The following is a 15,301-nucleotide window of genomic DNA, read 5'->3' as shown; positions in this document are numbered from 1 at the left end:
ACCAGGTCGCACCGGTCGATCAGCCGGCGGACGTCCGTGAGCGGCAGCCACTCAGAAGGCGGTTCCGGGGGGCGTGCCGCGGTCAGCGCCAGAGGCCCACGAAGTAGCCGACACCGTAGGGGGCGAGGTCGGCCAGCAGGCGGCCCTCGACGTCAGCCTGGCCTGCCGCCCCCGCCAGCACCTGGAGCGCGGCCCGCCCGGCCACCCACAGCCGGTCGGCCTTGGCGGGGTCGAGGTGGGCGAGCGCGGACACGTCGGCGTCGGCGATGGCGCGGGCGATCGCCTCGTTGTACGGCTGCGCCGCCGGATCGTGGTAGCCCGGCGCCTTCTCGGTCAGGCGGGCGGAGCCGTCGGCCATGACCAGCAGCGCGACCCGGCCCTCCCGGACGAGGTCCTCGCCCAGGGCCAGGCAGTCGCCGGGGGCGGCGTCGAAGGCCACCGCCTGGAAGGCGGCCACGTCGTGGTCCTCCAGCAGCCAGCGGCCGATGGTGAGCGACAGCGGCAGCACCGGGTCGCCGCCGCCCACTGTGACGTCGGCGCCCCAGGGCCGCAGCGTGCCCGCGGCCCCGCCGTCGTAGCGGCTGGTGGAGTCGGCGCCGCCCACCACGACGAGCAGGTCGGGGTCGGCGGCGCGGAGCCCGGTGATCGCGGCCCGGCAGGCCGAACGCAGCTCGTCCAGCTCGGGCGCGGCGGCGCCGGCCAGCTCGGGCACGATCAACGGCGGGTGCGGGCAGACGGCCGCGGCGGCAAGCACAACGCCAGGGTATGCCTACGCGTAGGGGTCGCGGCCCTCGGCGACCGCCTGGAACAGAGCGCGGGCATGGGCGTGCGCGGCCGCGTGCAGGCCGTGCCCGAAGCTGATCCTCGCCACTCCCAGCTCGGCCAGCCGGGCGAGTGAGGGTGTCCCGGGCCGGAACAGCACGTTGACCGGGCCCTCGACCTCGGCGACGAGCCTTTCGATCTCCTTCTCGTCAGCGAGGCCGATCGGGTAGACGCAGTCGGCGCCCGCCTCCAGATAGCGCCGCGCCCGTGCCACAGCCGCCTCGCGGGCGCGCTCGCCCCGGAGGTAGGTGTCCACCCTGGCGTTGATCACCAGGCTCGGTCCGGCGGCGGCACGTACGGCGGCCAGGAACGCGGCCTGTTCCTCGACGCCGACCAAAGCGCCGGTGGCCTGGTCGGTGTCCTCCAGGTTGCAGCCCACGGCTCCCGTGGCGATCAGCCGCTCGGCCAGGTCCGCGGGCGGCAGCCGGTAACCGCGCTCCACGTCGGCGGTGACGGGCACCTCGACGGCCCGGGCGACGCGGGCGATCGCGGCCATCATCTCCGCGGCCGGCGTCGCCTCGCCGTCGTCGTATCCGAGCACCTCGGCGACCGCGGCGCTCCCGGTGGCGACCACGGGGAACCCCGCCTCCACGACGGCACGGGCGGACGCCGCGTCCCAGACGTTCGGCAGGATCAACGGCTTTCCCGGCACATGGAGATCACGCAGCTCAGCGGCTCTGTCAGTGGTCATACCGGGACCCTACGGACGAAGTGGCCTTCGCCATAGGTCCAGTAAGGGCCGAAAACGGGGAGCCATTTGGGGGGTGTCCGATCGGCCGTACGGAGGTGGCCGCGTCAGCGGATCGGCCGCCGCGTGACCCTCAGCAGCCGTTCCTGACACACTCGCCGCCACGCGGCCGTCAGCAGCCGCTCGTGGTGCACTCGCCGCCACGCGGCCGTCAGCAGCCGCTCGTGGTGCACTCGCCGCCGCGCGGCCGTCAGCAGCCGCTCTTGGCGCATTCGCCGCCGACCAGGCCCGCCGGACCGTCAGCCGGGTTGTCGGCCGGTTCTTCCTCGACAGGCGCGCTGGGCGAGGATGTGGGCTTCTTGCCGGTGCCGACGTTGGTCGAGCGCTTGGCGTCGGTGCCCGCCGAGCCCCGGTCGGCCGGCTCGTCGGCCGGGCCCGCGTCAGGGCGGCCGCCGGTGTCGGCGCCTGTGTCCGTAGCGGCGTCGGAGGCGGTGCCGTCCTGCGGGACGTCGGTGGTGGCGTCGCCGGTGGCGCCGTCGTCCGTGTCCTGGCCCTCCTCCGGGGCCTGGCCGGTGGACTGGGCCGGCGCGGGCTGGACGGACTGGCCGACCTGGGCGGGGGTGTTGCCGGCCAGCGTGTAGCCGACACCACCGGCGGCGAGGGCGGCCACGAGTGCCGAGGCGGCGAGGACGAGGGTCTTGCGTTTCCGGGGGGACCTGGGCGCATCGCCCGGCCCGGTGAGAATCTCCTGGCGATCCGGCTCGGTCGGATCCTGCATGGGTGACAACTCCCTGCGGTCGTATCGGGAAAGCTCTCCGGCTTCCGCGGGTGCTGGACCACACTAGCCGCAGCAGTGGAATGCTCGCGCACCAATCACAAAGGAATCACGACTTGTCCTCCCCTAGATCCATTCGCCCAGGTAGCCGGGGGCGCCTGGCGCCTGTGACGGGCGTGGCCGGCGTACTCGCCATCGCCGGCCTCGGCATATTCCTCGCGTTCACCGGCACCTCCCGGCCGGCCCCGGAAAAGGCGCCGATAATTGATCAGGAAGCCGTGCTTTCCGGCGGATCGAGCATTCCCTCACCGACACCGCAGGCGCGATATCCGGCCCCGTCGCCCGCCGCCCCGACTCCCGGCGAGCACATGGGTCCGGCCGGGCAGGCCGGTCGCCCCGCCGAGGTCCGCACCGTCTCGTCCGGCGGTCACCCGGCTCCGGTCACCCGCTGGCTCGAGGCCCTCCCCCCGCCCGCGGCCACCGCCGCCAAGGCCCTCCCGCAGGAGGACGCCGCCGACGCGGTCATCCCTCCGGCTCGCGGCGGCGACGCGACACCGGCGGCCACGGAGCGGGGCCCTGCCGGGTCGCTCGCACCCGGTCCCACGCAACCACGCGCCGCCGCCACCCAGCCGACCCCCACCGTCGCGCTGCCGGCGCTCCCCAGCGTGACCGCGCCCGCGCGTCCGGCCGCCACCCAGCCGCCCGTCACGGCCAGGCGCACACCGCCACCTGAGCCGCCCGCGCCCCCCATACGGGGCGCGGATCCGTGCGCCACCTTCGACGACTTCCGCCGGCCGTACTGCGATCAGTTGCTCGACGGCCTCCACCGCTGACCCCTGCGGCTCAACGCGCACGGCGCGAACTCCGAGAGCGGCGAACTCTGAGGCGCCGCACACGCGCACGGACTTCGTGAGCCACGAACTCTCAAAGCGCCACGCACGGACTCAGTGGGCGGCGAACTCTCAAGCGCCGCGCACCACACGGACTCAGTGGGCGGCGCAGCCGCCGGACGCCGGCACGGGCTCGGGACGGCCGATGGACGGCATGCCCAGGAGCACACCGGAGCCCTTGGCCGGGGCGCCCTGGCGGATCTCCCAGGCGTCGCCGGCCCGGGTGCGGCGCACCTCCCGGACCGCCCCGTCCGCCACCAGGTGGTGCGGCGCCGCGTAGGTGACCTCGACCGTCACCATGTCGCCGGGCCGCGGCGTCACGTCGCCGACGGCGAAGTGCACGAGCCGGTTGTCGGAGGCCCGGCCCGAAAGCCGCCGGGTGGCGTCGTCCTTGCGGCCCTCGCCCTCGGCGACGAGCACCTCCAGCGTGCGCCCCACCTGCTTCTTGTTCTCCTCCCAGGAGATCTCCTCCTGCAGGGCGACCAGTCGCTCGTATCGCTCCTGCACGACCTCCTTGGGGATCTGGTCGTCCATCGTGGCCGCGGGGGTGCCCGGACGGATGGAGTACTGGAAGGTGAAGGCGTTGGCGAAGCGGCTCTGCCGTACGACGTCGAGGGTGGCCTGGAAGTCGTCCTCGGTCTCGCCGGGGAAGCCGACGATGATGTCGGTGGAGATGGCCGCGTCGGGCATGGCCGCGCGGACCCGCTCGATGATGCCGAGGTAGCGCTCGGCCCGGTAGGAGCGGCGCATGACCTTGAGCACGCGGTCGGAGCCCGACTGCAGCGGCATGTGGAGCTGGTGCATGACGTTGGGCGTCTCGGCCATCGCGGCGATCACGTCGTCGGTGAACGCGGCCGGGTGCGGTGAGGTGAAACGGACCCGCTCCAGCCCTTCGACCGAACCGCAGGCGCGCAGCAGCTTGCCGAACGCCAGCCGGTCGCCGAACTCGACGCCGTAGGTGTTGACGTTCTGGCCGAGCAGGGTGACCTCCAGCACCCCCTGGTCGACCAGGGCGCGGACCTCGGCGAGGACGTCGCCGGGTCGCCGGTCCTTCTCCTTGCCGCGCAGCGAGGGCACGATGCAGAAGGTGCACGTGTTGTTGCAGCCGACCGAGATGGCCACCCAGGCCGCGTAGGGCGACTCGCGCTTGGTGGGCAGCGTCGAGGGGAAGACCTCGAGCGACTCCTTCAGCTCGACCTGCGCCTCGCCCTCGACGCGGGCCCGCTCCAGCAGCACCGGCAGCGAGCCGATGTTGTGAGTGCCGAAGACCACGTCGACCCAGGGCGCCTTGCGGACGATCTCACCCTGGTCCTTCTGCGCCAGGCAGCCTCCCACGGCGATCTGCATGCGGGGGTTGCTCATCTTGGCGGGCCGGAGATGGCCGAGGTTGCCGTAGAGGCGGTTGTCGGCGTTCTCGCGCACCGCGCAGGTGTTGAAGACGACCACGTCGGCGCTCTCGCCACCGGCCGCGCGGACGTAACCGGCGTCCTCCAGCAGTCCTGACAGCCGCTCTGAATCGTGGACGTTCATCTGGCACCCGTATGTGCGCACTTCGTAGGTGCGGGCGCTCTCCTGGGTCACAGTCATGGCATGTCCCAGGGTAGTCGCTGTCTGTCCTGCGACGGCCGCTAGGATATAAAACAGCAGCTCGGTGGCATGATGTGATCGGATCGGTACCGCTCAGTTAGTGACCAGCGTCCTAAGGCCCCCTAGGTTTTGACCATGACGGAGAACGGGGACGTCACTCCACTGGTCCAGTTGGAGAACGTCAACAAGCACTTCGGGGCCCTCCACGTTCTGAAGGACATCAACCTGACGGTCTCCCGTGGCGAGGTCCTTGTCGTCATCGGTCCTTCGGGCGGTGGGAAGTCCACTCTGTGCCGGGCGATCAACCGGCTGGAGACCATCGACGGCGGCACGATCACCTTCGACGGCGAGGTGCTGCCCGAGGAGGGCAAGGCGCTGGCCAGGCTGCGTTCCGACGTCGGCATGGTCTTCCAGTCGTTCAACCTCTTCGCGCACAAGACCATCCGCGAGAACGTCACGCTGGGGCCGCTCAAAGTTCGCCGCGTGGCCAAGAAGCCGGCCGACGAGCGGGCCATGGAGCTGCTCGAACGGGTCGGCATCGCGGCGCAGGCCGACAAATACCCTGCCCAGCTCTCCGGCGGCCAGCAGCAGCGGGTCGCGATCGCCAGGGCACTGGCCATGGATCCCAAGATGATCCTGTTCGACGAGCCGACCTCCGCGCTGGACCCCGAGATGGTGCAGGAGGTGCTCGACGTCATGGTCGGGCTGGCCCGTGACGGGATGACCATGATGGTCGTCACCCACGAGATGGGGTTCGCCCGCCGGGCCGCCAACCGGGTGGTCTTCATGGCCGAGGGACAGATCGTGGAGGAGAACACCCCCGACGAGTTTTTCACCAACGCGCAGACCGACCGAGCGCGTGACTTCCTCTCGAAGATCCTCACGCACTGACTATTGAGGTAGGTACACATGCACATGCGTCGAATGGGAGCCGCGCTCTCCATCGCGGCCCTGGTTGCCGGCCTGGCCGCCTGCGGCGGCGGTGACGAGAGTTACTCCACCGTGGTCGACAAGGTCCAAGGGGCCGGCAAGATCGTGGTCGGCACCAAGTGGGACCAGCCGAGCCTGGGCCTGAAGAAGGGCGCCGAGCCTGAGGGCTTCGACGTCGATGTGGCCAAGGCCCTGGTCAAGGAGCTGGCCGGCGGCAAGGACGTGGAGATCGAGTGGAAGGAGTCGGCCTCGTCCAACCGTGAGCCGTTCCTGGCCAACGGCACGGTCGACCTGGTCGTCGCCACCTACTCCATCACGGAGGAGCGCAAGGGCAAGGTCACCTTCGGCGGGCCGTACGTCATCGCCCACCAGGACGTGATGGTCCGCAAGGACGACACCTCGATCAACACCCCTCAGGACCTGAAGGGGAAGAAGATCTGCAAGGCGGCCGGCTCCAACTCCTACAAGCGGATCACCGAAGGGCCCCCGGACGGTGAGCTCGGCCTCGACGCCACCACGGTCGACGCCGCCAACTACTCCGAGTGCGTGCAGAAGCTGACCGGCAGCAACCTCGACGCCGTCACCACCGACGACCTGATCCTGGCGGGCTTCGCCAAGCAGGCCGGAGGCAACTTCAAGGTTCTGGGCCAGGGCTTCACCGACGAGAAGTACGGCGTCGGCCTGAAGAAGGGCGACACCAAGACCTGCGAGGCCGTCAACACCGCGGTGAAGAAGCTGTGGGACAACGGCACCATGAAGCAGCTGCTGGACAAGTGGTTCGGTGGCATCGATGGACTGAAGGTGTCGGAGGCCGCTCCGCCGGCTGAGGGATGCGCCTAGTCACACCAGAGGCGGCGGTCGGTGACCCGGCCGCCGCCCTTCTATGCGGTGGAGCACGATGGACGAACTGATCAAGTACGCCCCCGTCCTCGCGGAGGGGTTCCTGGAGAACGTCAAGCTCTCCCTCGTGGCCGGGGTCGTCTCTATCCTCCTCGGCACGATCCTGGTGTCGATGCGGGTCTCACCGACGCCGGTGCTGCGCGCGGCGGGCACCGTCTACGTCAACGTGGTGCGCAACACCCCGCTGACCCTGGTCCTGGCCTTCTCCGCGCTCGGCCTGAGCGACACGCTCGGCCTCGTCTTCTCCGGCGTGCCGAGGACCAACTCGTTCTGGATCGTCGCGCTGGGCCTGGCGGTCTACACCTCGGCCTTCGTGTGCGAGGCGCTGCGCGCCGGCATCAACACGGTGCCGCTGGGGCAGGCGGAGGCGGCCCGGGCGATCGGGCTGACCTTCTTCCAGTCGCTGACGCTGATCATCCTGCCGCAGGCGTTCCGGGCGGTCGTCGCGCCGCTGGGCAGCGTGATGATCGCGATGATCAAGAACACCACGGTCGCCACCGCCGGCGGCTACCTCGCCGACGCCGCGGCCGTGATGAAGGAGACGTTCGACACCACCGGAGCCTCGATCCCGATCTTCCTCGGAATCGTCGTGGCCTTCATGGTCCTCACCCTGCCGATCGGCTACTACACCGGCTGGCTGGCCCGACGCCTGGCGGTGGTCCGATGAGCACCTCTGTCCTGTTCGACGCCCCTGGGCCGCGCACGAGAGTGCGCAACCATCTCCTCACGCTGGTCAGCATCGTGGCGGTCGGCGCCGCCGTCTACGGCGTCTACCGGGGCTTCGACGCCAAGGGCCAGTTCGAGGGCAAGATCTGGCAGCCGTTCCTGGAGGCCGAGACCTGGGAGTTCTTCATCATCCCCGGCCTCATCGGCACGCTGAAGGCCGCCGCGGTGGCCGCGGTGCTCGCCCTGGCCTTCGGCGCGGTCTTCGGCCTGGCCAGGCTCTCCGACCACGCCTGGATCCGGGTCCCGGCGGGGCTGGTGGTGGAGGTCTTCCGGGCCATCCCGCTGCTGCTGCTGATCTTCTTCATCTTCTACCTCGCGCCGACCCTGTTCGGCGGCGGCGACTACGCGTTCGCCGCGGTGGTGCTCGGCCTGACGCTCTACAACGGGTCGGTCCTGGCCGAGGTGGTCAGAGCGGGTGTCAACGCCGTCGCCAAGGGCCAGTCCGAGGCGGCCTACGCGGTGGGCATGCGCAAGAACCAGGTGATGCGGCTGGTGCTGCTGCCACAGGCGGTCACGGCGATGATGCCGGCGATCGTCAGCCAGCTCGTGGTCCTGCTCAAGGACACCGCGCTCGGCTACATCATCGCCTACGTCGACCTGCTCAACACCGGCTTCAAGATCCTGCCGGCCGCCTTCTTCGGCTCGCTGATCCCGGCGGCCATCGTCATTGGCACCATCTACGTGACGCTCAACCTGCTGTTGAGCTATCTGGCGACCAGGCTGGAGCGGCGCAGCCGCCGCAGCCGCAAGTCCGCGGCGACGCCGATCACGCCCCCCGGCGCGGTCGGGCTGGACCACACGGCCTCCGGAAGTGCAGCGGGGCTCAGCTGACCTCGCGGGGTGGTCATCGAGTGAGGTGACCGCCCCGCACACCCGCCGATCTTCCGGCAGGATTCAGCCATGCCCTTCTGGCCGTCCCCCGTCTCCACCACTGACGTCGCCCGTTCCGGGCTCCGCCTGGGCTGGCCCAGAGCGCTCGGCGGCCAGGTGTGGTGGGTGGAGGACCGCCCCGACGAGGGCGGCCGCACCACGATCGTGCGCCGCGCCGCCGACGGCACCCGCCGGGAGCTGCTGCGCGCGCCGTGGAGCGCCCGCACCCGGGTCCACGAGTACGGCGGCCGCCCCTACGACGTGACCCCCGAGGGCGACGTGGTCTTCGCCAACCTCGCCGACCAGCGCCTCTACCTCCTCCCCTGCCCCGACCGGCTCAGCCCGCCCGGCGCGCCCGGTTCACCCGGCGCGCTCCATCGGGCCACCGTGCTCGGTCCTGGCGGTGCGTTCCAACCGGCCGCCGCGCTCGGTCCAGCCGGTTCGACCGGCGGCGAGCCCGTGGCGATCACGCCGGTCGGCGACGGCTCCCGCTACGCCGACCTGCTCGTCCGCGACGGCCAGGTGTGGTGCGTACGCGAGCGCCACCACGACGACGGCAAGATCACCCGGTCCATCGTCTCCTTCCCCCTGTCGGGCGGCGAGGCCCGCGAGTGGGCCACCGGAGCCGACTTCTACGCCTGCCCCGCACTCTCCCCCGACGGCCGGCACCTGGCCTACCTCTGCTGGAACCATCCGCGCATGCCGTGGAACGGCACCGAGCTGCGCGTCACCCGTCTTGACGACGGCGCCTCGTGGACGGTCACGGGCGGCACGGCGGAGTCGGTGCTGGCGCCGCAGTGGAAGGACGACAGGCACCTCTACCTGATCTCCGACCGGTCCGGCTGGTGGAACCTCTACCAGCTCGGCATCCACGGCACCTCGTCCCGGGCGCTCCACCCGGCCGAGGAGGAGTTCGCCTGGCCGCCGTGGCAGCTGGGCGGCCTGCCGTACATCGTGCTGGGCGACGGGCGGCTCGCGGTGCTGCACGGGCGCGGCGACCTGCGGCTGGGCCTGCTCGACCCCGGCACCGGACGGCTCACCGATCTCGACGCGCCCTACACCGGGTGGGATCCCGCGCTGGCCACCGACGGCACGACATTGGTCGGGACCGGCTACGGTCCGGCGGTGCCCAGGTCGATCGTCCGGGTCGACACCGTGACGGGCCGGGTCGAAGGGCTCAGGCGCGACATCGAGGAGCTGCCCGACGTCGCCTACCTGCCGTCGCCGCGGCCGGTGGAGCTGAGCGGGCGGTTCGGGCGGCGCGCGCACGCCTACCTCTACCCGCCGGCCAATCCGGTCGCCGAGGCGCGGGAGGCTCCGCCCTACGTGATCTTCGCGCACAGCGGCCCCACCGCACACGCCGACACCGCGCTCGACCTGGAGAAGGCACTGCTCACCTCGCGCGGCATCGGCGTGCTGGACGTCGACTACGGCGGGTCGACCGGTCACGGGCGGGCCTACCGCGACCGGCTCAGGGGCCAGTGGGGCGTGGTCGACGTGGAGGACACCATCGCGGCGGCCGAGTGGCTGGCCGCCGAAGGGCTGGCCGACCCGGAGCGCATCGCCGTGCGCGGCGCCAGTGCCGGAGGCTGGACGGTGATGGCCGCCTGCTGCCGGTCCGGCGCGTTCGCGGGAGGAGTGTCCTACTACGGGGTCAGCGCGCTGGGGCCGCTCAACGCCCACACCCACGACTTCGAGTCGCGCTACGTGGAGTGGCTCGTCGGCCCCGAAGACCCCCAGGTCTACGCGTCGCGCGAGCCGCTCGCCCTGGTCGACGGAGTGTCCTGCCCGATGCTGCTGCTGCAGGGGCTCGACGATCCGATCGTGCCGCCCGAGCAGTCGGCCGCGTTCGCCGAGGCGCTGTCGGAGCGCGGCGTCCCCTGCACCTACCTGGCGTTCGAGGGTGAGGGCCACGGGTTTCGCCGCACCGAGACGCGCGCCGCCGCCCTGGCCGCTGAGCTGGCCTTCTACCAGCAGCTTTTCAGCTGACCCGGGGCGTCAGCGGGCGAACTCGGTGGCGCGCGACTCGCGCACGACCGTGATGCGGATCTGACCCGGGTAGGTCAGCTCCTCCTCGACCTGCTTGGCCACGTCGCGGGCGATGACCTGGGCCTGGATGTCGTCGATGGCGTCGGGCTTGACCATCACCCGGATCTCCCGGCCGGCCTGCATGGCGAAGACCTTCTCGACACCCTCGTAGGACTGCGCGATCTCCTCCAGGCGTTCCAGCCGCTTGACGTACGCCTCCAGCGACTCACGGCGGGCGCCCGGGCGGCTGCCGGAGATCGCGTCGGCCGCCTGGGTGAGCACCGCCTCGACGGTGCGGACCTCGACCTCGTTGTGGTGGGCCTCGATGGCGTGCACCACGTCCTCCTGCTCGCCGTAACGGCGGGCGATCTCGGCGCCGATCAGCGCGTGGCTGCCCTCGACCTCATGGGTGAGCGCCTTGCCGATGTCGTGCAGGAGGGCGCAGCGCTTCAGCAGCGTCTGGTCCATCTTGAGCTCGGCGGCCATGATGCCGGCGATGTGCGCGGACTCGATGAGGTGCTTGAGAACGTTCTGGCCATAGGAGGTGCGGTATCTGAGCTGGCCGAGCAGCAGGGTCAGCTCAGGGTGCATGTCGGTGATGCCGAGCTCGACCAGGGCGTCCTCGCCCGCTCGGGCGCACAGGTCCTGGACCTCGGCCCGGCTGCGTTCGTGGGCCTCCTCGATGCGCTGCGGGTGGATCCGGCCGTCGAGGACCAGTTTTTCCAGGGTGAGCCTGGCGGTCTCCCGGCGTACGGGGTCGAAGCAGGACAGCAGCACAGCCTCGGGAGTGTCGTCGATGATCAGGTTGACGCCGGTGGTCGACTCGAACGCCCTGATGTTGCGTCCCTCGCGGCCGATGATGCGGCCCTTCATCTCGTCGCCGGGCAGGTGCAGCACGCTGACGACCGACTCGGCCGTCTGCTCCGCCGCCACCCTCTGCACGGCCAGGGTCACGATCTTGGTGGCGCGCTTCTCGCCCTCCTTGCGCGCCTCACCCTCGATCTCCCTGATGATCAGCGCGGCCTCGCGCTTGGCCTGGTTGGCGATCTCCCTGACCAGCTCCGCCTTGGCCTGCTCGCCCGTGAGCCCGGCCACCCGCTCCAGGATGACCCGCCGCTCCTCCTCGACCTTGAGCAGCTCGGAACGCCGGTCGGCCAGCTCGATCTCGGTCTCGGCCAGCTTGCGGTCACGTTCGGCCTGCCGCCGGGCCTCCTCGTCCAGCCGCTGCTCGCGCTCGGCCAGCCGGGTCTCCCTGCGTTCGAGGTCGGCCCTGAGCTCCTTGAGCTCGCCCTTGAGGATCCGGCTCTCCTGCTCGACCTCGCGCCGCATCTGCGCCGCGCTCTCGGCCGCGGCCTCCGACCTGCGCAGGATCTCCTCGGCGTCGAACTCGGCCTTGTCGCGGATCTCCCCGGCCGCCGCACGCGCCTGTTCGAGCTCTTCGTGTACGGCCTGCACCTGCTCAGGGCTGGGCTCGTCACCCCGCGAGAGGCCACCCGAGACGCCGCCCGAGGTGCGCCGGACCACGACGAGCAGCGCGGTGATCATTCCGAATGTGAGCAGGAGCACCGCCACCGAAAGCACCACGACAAGCGGCCCCATGTGCGCCCCGCCCTCCTCGCGTCCCCATCACCCATAACGCGGCCTCAAAACGGGAGGGGTCACGTGCGCGGCGCGGAAAGCCCGATCGGCGTCATCACCACGACGGATATCAAGCCAAGACTGACCGGGCGTCGACTCCGATAGCCGACACCTCGCCTGTCTCGATCAACCAAGCTCGCTCGTCCGTTGTTCACCGGTATGGCAATCCGCACTGCGCGGAGTAACTCCTCACTGCCGTCGAGGTTATGCGTCGAACAGGTCACGAGCAAGCAAACGAGTTATCAAGCGTGTCTAACGGTCTGACATCTCTCCATTGGGCGGCTATCTCCGTAAAAGCCCGCACATCCGGGCTCCGCCCCCTCATCGGGCCGTCTCGACATCGGCGAGCCGGCCCGGCGTGGACTTCGTCTTGTACTTGGACGGGATCCACAGTCCGGTGCCGTACAACGCGAGCCCGAGCAGGATCATGCCGATGGCCGTCGGCCAGCGCAGCCCGGGCGGCATGTAGGTCGCCAGAAACCAGCTGTGCTCCAGCTGACCGTTCGCCACGAAGACGCCGGCCAGGATGCCCTGCGGAATCAGCGGGATCGCCCCGAAGGACCAGCAGAGCATGGTGACGATGCGCGCGGCCTTGGGCATGTCGGGCAGCTTGAAGGTCATCGCGGTAGCCGGGCGGCGGCCGGTGCGCATCATGTCGAGGAGTTCGGGCCCCCGCGCGGCCAGCCGCCGCTCGGCCAGCAGGCCGAACCCCCAGGCGCACAGCGCGCCGGTCACCACTCCGACCGCCACGCCCGGCCAGCCGAGCACCGCCGTCGCGACCGCGGCGGGCACGGCGGTGAGCGCCACGAGCACCAGCATCAGGTACGCCAGGCCGGTGAGCCCGCCGTCGTCCTCGCTCGTCCGCAGCGGGTTGCCGCCGCGCCGCTGCGGATCGGTGCCCGGCACCAGCGCGTACACCGAGACCAGCGGCACCATTCCGGCAGCGCCGCCGAGCAGGGCGGCCGTGACGGCCAGGACCATCGGCCACGGGCCACCCGCGACCACGGTGAAGGCCACCGTCAGCACCAGCGCCACCGGAGCCACGGCCACCAGCCAGGCCCACTGCCTGCCCCGCACGTCGGACCCGCCCGGGGTCATCAGGGTGAGCCAGAGGCTGGTGCCGTCGGTGCCGTAGAGGTTGGAGGTCATCGCGGCGGCCATCACGATGAAGATCGGCCCGGCCCACGGCAGCATGCCGGTCCAGCCGAGCATGAGCGGCGCGGCGGCGAAGGACACGCCATAGGCCAGCGCGAACGTCAGCTGATGGTTGCGCACCAGATCACGGCTCCAGGTGCGGAGCTCCTTGGCGAGCACCGCCTGCCGTGCCGTGCGGGCCCGCATCGGTCTGCGCCCGCGTGTCGACACCCGGGTCGCGCCCGCCCTCTTGCTGAGCAGCGCCGCCCATGCGGCCAGCAGCAGCGCGACCAGCGCCGCCATGGCGGTGAGCGCCGCGTAGTCGCCCTGGACGGCCAGCACGCCCCACCCGGAGGGCAGATAGCGCACGATCGGCGGGATCTGCCCGCCCTGACCGAAGGCGATCGCGAACACCCAGCCCTGGCCGAGGAAGGCCAGGATCACACCGTTGATCAACCCGGCGCCGATCGCCCCGATCCTGGAACGCAGCGCGATGCCGAGCACCGCGACCGTCACCTTTGACAACAGGACGAACACGGCGAGTTGCAGGAGCATCGCGGGTACGGCCACCAGCGCCGGGACGACGCCTTCCCGTACCCCGAGGACGGCCAGCCCCGACAGAGCCAGCAGACTGACCGCGGGCGCCACGCCCACGAACGCCGCCACGAGCAGGCCGGCGGCCAGCCGATGGGCCGGCAGTCCGAGCAGAGTGAAGAACTCGGGGCGCAGCGTCTCGTCGCCACCGCCCGTGAACACGGGGCCGATGACCCAGCCGAGCATCCAGACGGCGTAGGCGGCGGCGAGCCAGTCGCCGTCCTGGAACGCCAGGAAGATCGTGCCGGCCGCCAGCACCGCTCCGGCCGAACCCGCCGTGGCCGCCATGCCGCCCTGCTGGCCGGTCATCGCATGGCGCAGGATCGCCACCTTCATCCTGACCATGGTCATCGTTACAGCCACGACAGCCCCTTGGTGCCGGGGGTGGAGGAGAAGCCGACCAGCGCCACGAACCTGTCCTCGAGCGTCGCGTCACCGCGTATCTCGGCCAGCGGGCCCGCGGCGGCCACGCGCCCCTTGTCGATCACGGCGACGTGGTCGCAGAGCTGCTCCACCAGCGCCATCACGTGGCTGGACAGCACGATGGAGCCACCGCCCTCGACGAACCCGCGCAGAATCGTCTTGATCGTCGCCGCCGACACCGGGTCCACCGCTTCGAACGGCTCGTCCAGCACCAGCAGCCTGGGCGCGTGCAGTAGCGCGGTGGCCAACCCGATCTTCTTCCGCATGCCGGTGGAGTACTCGATGACGAGAGTCTTCTCCGCGTCGTCCAGCTCCAGCACGGCCAGCAGTTCGGTCGCTCGCTCGGCCACCACGTCCTCGCTCAGACCGCGCAGCAGGCCGAGATAGGTGAGCACCTCACGGCCCGTAAGCCGCTCGGGCATGGCCAGCCCGTCGGGAAGCACGCCGACCAGCGCCTTGGCACGCGCAGGATCGGCCCACACGTCGGTGCCGAAGATGTGCGCGGTGCCGGCGTCGGGCCGCAGCAGGCCGACCGCCATGGCCAGCGTGGTCGTCTTGCCCGCTCCGTTCTGGCCGACCAGTCCGTAGAAGGATCCCTGGGGGACCGTCAGGTCGACGTGATCCACGGCGATGTTCTCACCGAACGTCTTCGCTAATCCGGCGATGTTCAATGCGTCTGTCAACGCTGTCTCCTGGTGGCGATGGCGAACGTGGTGACCAGTTCGCGGATGAGCGGGTCGAGGTCGAGGTGGGGGTCGCGGACGAGCCGGCCGGGCACCGCGTCGATGGCGCCGCGGATGATGACGGCCATGCTGTGCGGGTCCAGATCGCGGAACTCGCCGGTGCGCTTCCCCCAGCCGAGCAGCTTCTCCAAGTCGGCGATGGCGATCTCCGCCTGCTCGTCGTACGGCCCCGGACCGCCGCCGTCGCCTCGCTCGTGCGTGACGATCTCCATCAGCGCGAGCAGCGGCTTGCGGTGCAGGCGCATGAACTCGAGATTGCCCTCGATGTACGCCCGCAGCCCCTCGGTGGCGGTGGGCTGGGCCAGGATCCGCGGCACCATCATGTCCGTGGCCAGCCGGGCTACCTCCGCGACGACGGCCTGGATGAGCTGTGCCTTGCCGCCGAAGTGGTAGGGGATCACGCCGGTGCTGATCTTCGCCAGACGGGCGACCCGAGCCAGGGACGTCCGCGCGTAGCCCTGCGTGGCGAGCACCTCGATGGCACAGGTGATGATCTGCGCCCGGCGTGCCTCCTCGATGAACGTCCGGCTTTCTGATGCCACGTTCAAAAGTT

15 protein-coding genes are annotated in these 15,301 nt (G+C 70.8%); 6 read left to right on the top strand and 9 right to left on the bottom strand.

Going from position 1 to position 15,301, the window contains the following annotated elements; all coding sequences use genetic code 11:
* Window positions 1–82: 82 nt before the first annotated feature.
* From AB0I38_RS06390 to AB0I38_RS06375, 4 genes are all read right to left on the bottom strand, one after another.
* Window positions 83–754: a hypothetical protein gene (locus AB0I38_RS06390; protein WP_358462863.1), complete on the bottom strand. Its 672-nt coding sequence runs from the start codon at window positions 752–754 to the stop codon at window positions 83–85.
* A gap of 15 nt (window positions 755–769) precedes the next feature.
* The gene (locus AB0I38_RS06385; protein ID WP_358462860.1) at window positions 770–1,513 is read right to left on the bottom strand and encodes an isocitrate lyase/PEP mutase family protein; all 744 of its coding nucleotides are present in this window, start codon (window positions 1,511–1,513) and stop codon (window positions 770–772) included.
* A gap of 104 nt (window positions 1,514–1,617) precedes the next feature.
* On the bottom strand, window positions 1,618–1,782 hold the full coding sequence (locus AB0I38_RS06380; RefSeq protein ID WP_358462857.1) for a hypothetical protein: 165 nt from the start codon (window positions 1,780–1,782) through the stop codon (window positions 1,618–1,620).
* A complete protein-coding gene (locus AB0I38_RS06375) occupies window positions 1,761–2,288 on the bottom strand; it encodes a hypothetical protein (protein WP_358462854.1) in 528 nt (175 codons plus the stop codon). The genes AB0I38_RS06380 and AB0I38_RS06375 overlap by 22 nt, the downstream gene beginning before the upstream one ends.
* Before the next feature lie 173 nt (window positions 2,289–2,461).
* Here AB0I38_RS06375 and AB0I38_RS06370 point away from each other — a divergent pair, with 173 nt between their 5' ends.
* Window positions 2,462–3,118: a hypothetical protein gene (locus AB0I38_RS06370; RefSeq protein ID WP_358462851.1), complete on the top strand. Its 657-nt coding sequence runs from the start codon at window positions 2,462–2,464 to the stop codon at window positions 3,116–3,118.
* Window positions 3,119–3,271: 153 nt separating this feature from the next.
* On the opposite strand, the gene miaB is transcribed toward AB0I38_RS06370, so the two are convergent.
* Window positions 3,272–4,762, bottom strand: a complete 1,491-nt coding sequence (gene miaB / locus AB0I38_RS06365; RefSeq protein WP_358462848.1) for a tRNA (N6-isopentenyl adenosine(37)-C2)-methylthiotransferase MiaB — start codon at window positions 4,760–4,762, stop codon at window positions 3,272–3,274.
* A 135-nt stretch (window positions 4,763–4,897) separates the two neighbouring features.
* Here miaB and AB0I38_RS06360 point away from each other — a divergent pair, with 135 nt between their 5' ends.
* The 5 genes from AB0I38_RS06360 to AB0I38_RS06340 all read left to right on the top strand — a co-directional run bounded on the left by AB0I38_RS06360 (window position 4,898) and on the right by AB0I38_RS06340 (window position 10,177).
* Window positions 4,898–5,653 carry an amino acid ABC transporter ATP-binding protein gene (locus AB0I38_RS06360; protein ID WP_358462846.1) on the top strand — a complete coding sequence of 252 codons (756 nt, stop codon included), beginning with the start codon at window positions 4,898–4,900 and terminating at the stop codon, window positions 5,651–5,653.
* A gap of 18 nt (window positions 5,654–5,671) precedes the next feature.
* A complete protein-coding gene (locus tag AB0I38_RS06355) occupies window positions 5,672–6,532 on the top strand; it encodes a glutamate ABC transporter substrate-binding protein (protein WP_358462843.1) in 861 nt (286 codons plus the stop codon).
* A gap of 58 nt (window positions 6,533–6,590) precedes the next feature.
* Window positions 6,591–7,259: an amino acid ABC transporter permease gene (locus AB0I38_RS06350; protein WP_358462840.1), complete on the top strand. Its 669-nt coding sequence runs from the start codon at window positions 6,591–6,593 to the stop codon at window positions 7,257–7,259.
* Window positions 7,256–8,149 carry an amino acid ABC transporter permease gene (locus AB0I38_RS06345; protein WP_358462837.1) on the top strand — a complete coding sequence of 298 codons (894 nt, stop codon included), beginning with the start codon at window positions 7,256–7,258 and terminating at the stop codon, window positions 8,147–8,149. Before AB0I38_RS06350 ends, AB0I38_RS06345 begins: the two co-directional genes overlap by 4 nt.
* 69 nt (window positions 8,150–8,218) lie before the next feature.
* Entirely contained in the window at window positions 8,219–10,177 is a 1,959-nt protein-coding gene (locus tag AB0I38_RS06340; RefSeq protein ID WP_358462834.1) for a S9 family peptidase, read from the top strand.
* 9 nt (window positions 10,178–10,186) lie between these two features.
* On the opposite strand, the gene rny is transcribed toward AB0I38_RS06340, so the two are convergent.
* The 4 genes from rny to AB0I38_RS06320 form a co-directional block, all read right to left on the bottom strand.
* The gene (gene rny, locus AB0I38_RS06335) at window positions 10,187–11,815 is read right to left on the bottom strand and encodes a ribonuclease Y (protein WP_358462831.1); all 1,629 of its coding nucleotides are present in this window, start codon (window positions 11,813–11,815) and stop codon (window positions 10,187–10,189) included.
* 360 nt (window positions 11,816–12,175) lie between these two features.
* On the bottom strand, window positions 12,176–13,945 hold the full coding sequence (locus tag AB0I38_RS06330; RefSeq protein WP_358462828.1) for a hypothetical protein: 1,770 nt from the start codon (window positions 13,943–13,945) through the stop codon (window positions 12,176–12,178).
* A complete protein-coding gene (locus tag AB0I38_RS06325; RefSeq protein ID WP_358462825.1) occupies window positions 13,936–14,688 on the bottom strand; it encodes an ABC transporter ATP-binding protein in 753 nt (250 codons plus the stop codon). The genes AB0I38_RS06330 and AB0I38_RS06325 overlap by 10 nt, the downstream gene beginning before the upstream one ends.
* The gene (locus AB0I38_RS06320) at window positions 14,685–15,290 is read right to left on the bottom strand and encodes a TetR/AcrR family transcriptional regulator (protein ID WP_358462822.1); all 606 of its coding nucleotides are present in this window, start codon (window positions 15,288–15,290) and stop codon (window positions 14,685–14,687) included. The genes AB0I38_RS06325 and AB0I38_RS06320 overlap by 4 nt, the downstream gene beginning before the upstream one ends.
* Window positions 15,291–15,301 lie beyond the last annotated feature (11 nt).

The sequence above is a fragment of the Nonomuraea cavernae genome (genome assembly GCF_040655715.1).
GTDB classification, from domain to species: Bacteria; Actinomycetota; Actinomycetes; order Streptosporangiales; family Streptosporangiaceae; genus Nonomuraea; species Nonomuraea cavernae_A.
This window is presented reverse-complemented; position numbering and strand designations above follow the sequence as displayed.

Coding starts and splice junctions, on each gene's coding strand:
- AB0I38_RS06385 (WP_358462860.1), bottom strand. CDS start 1,513: ATGACCACTGACAGAGCCGCTGAGCTGCGTGATCTCCATGTGCCGGGA.
- AB0I38_RS06380 (WP_358462857.1), bottom strand. CDS start 1,782: ATGCGCCAAGAGCGGCTGCTGACGGCCGCGCGGCGGCGAGTGCACCAC.
- AB0I38_RS06375 (WP_358462854.1), bottom strand. CDS start 2,288: ATGCAGGATCCGACCGAGCCGGATCGCCAGGAGATTCTCACCGGGCCG.
- miaB (WP_358462848.1), bottom strand. CDS start 4,762: ATGACTGTGACCCAGGAGAGCGCCCGCACCTACGAAGTGCGCACATAC.
- AB0I38_RS06360 (WP_358462846.1), top strand. CDS start 4,898: ATGACGGAGAACGGGGACGTCACTCCACTGGTCCAGTTGGAGAACGTC.
- AB0I38_RS06355 (WP_358462843.1), top strand. CDS start 5,672: ATGCACATGCGTCGAATGGGAGCCGCGCTCTCCATCGCGGCCCTGGTT.
- AB0I38_RS06350 (WP_358462840.1), top strand. CDS start 6,591: ATGGACGAACTGATCAAGTACGCCCCCGTCCTCGCGGAGGGGTTCCTG.
- AB0I38_RS06345 (WP_358462837.1), top strand. CDS start 7,256: ATGAGCACCTCTGTCCTGTTCGACGCCCCTGGGCCGCGCACGAGAGTG.
- AB0I38_RS06340 (WP_358462834.1), top strand. CDS start 8,219: ATGCCCTTCTGGCCGTCCCCCGTCTCCACCACTGACGTCGCCCGTTCC.
- rny (WP_358462831.1), bottom strand. CDS start 11,815: ATGGGGCCGCTTGTCGTGGTGCTTTCGGTGGCGGTGCTCCTGCTCACA.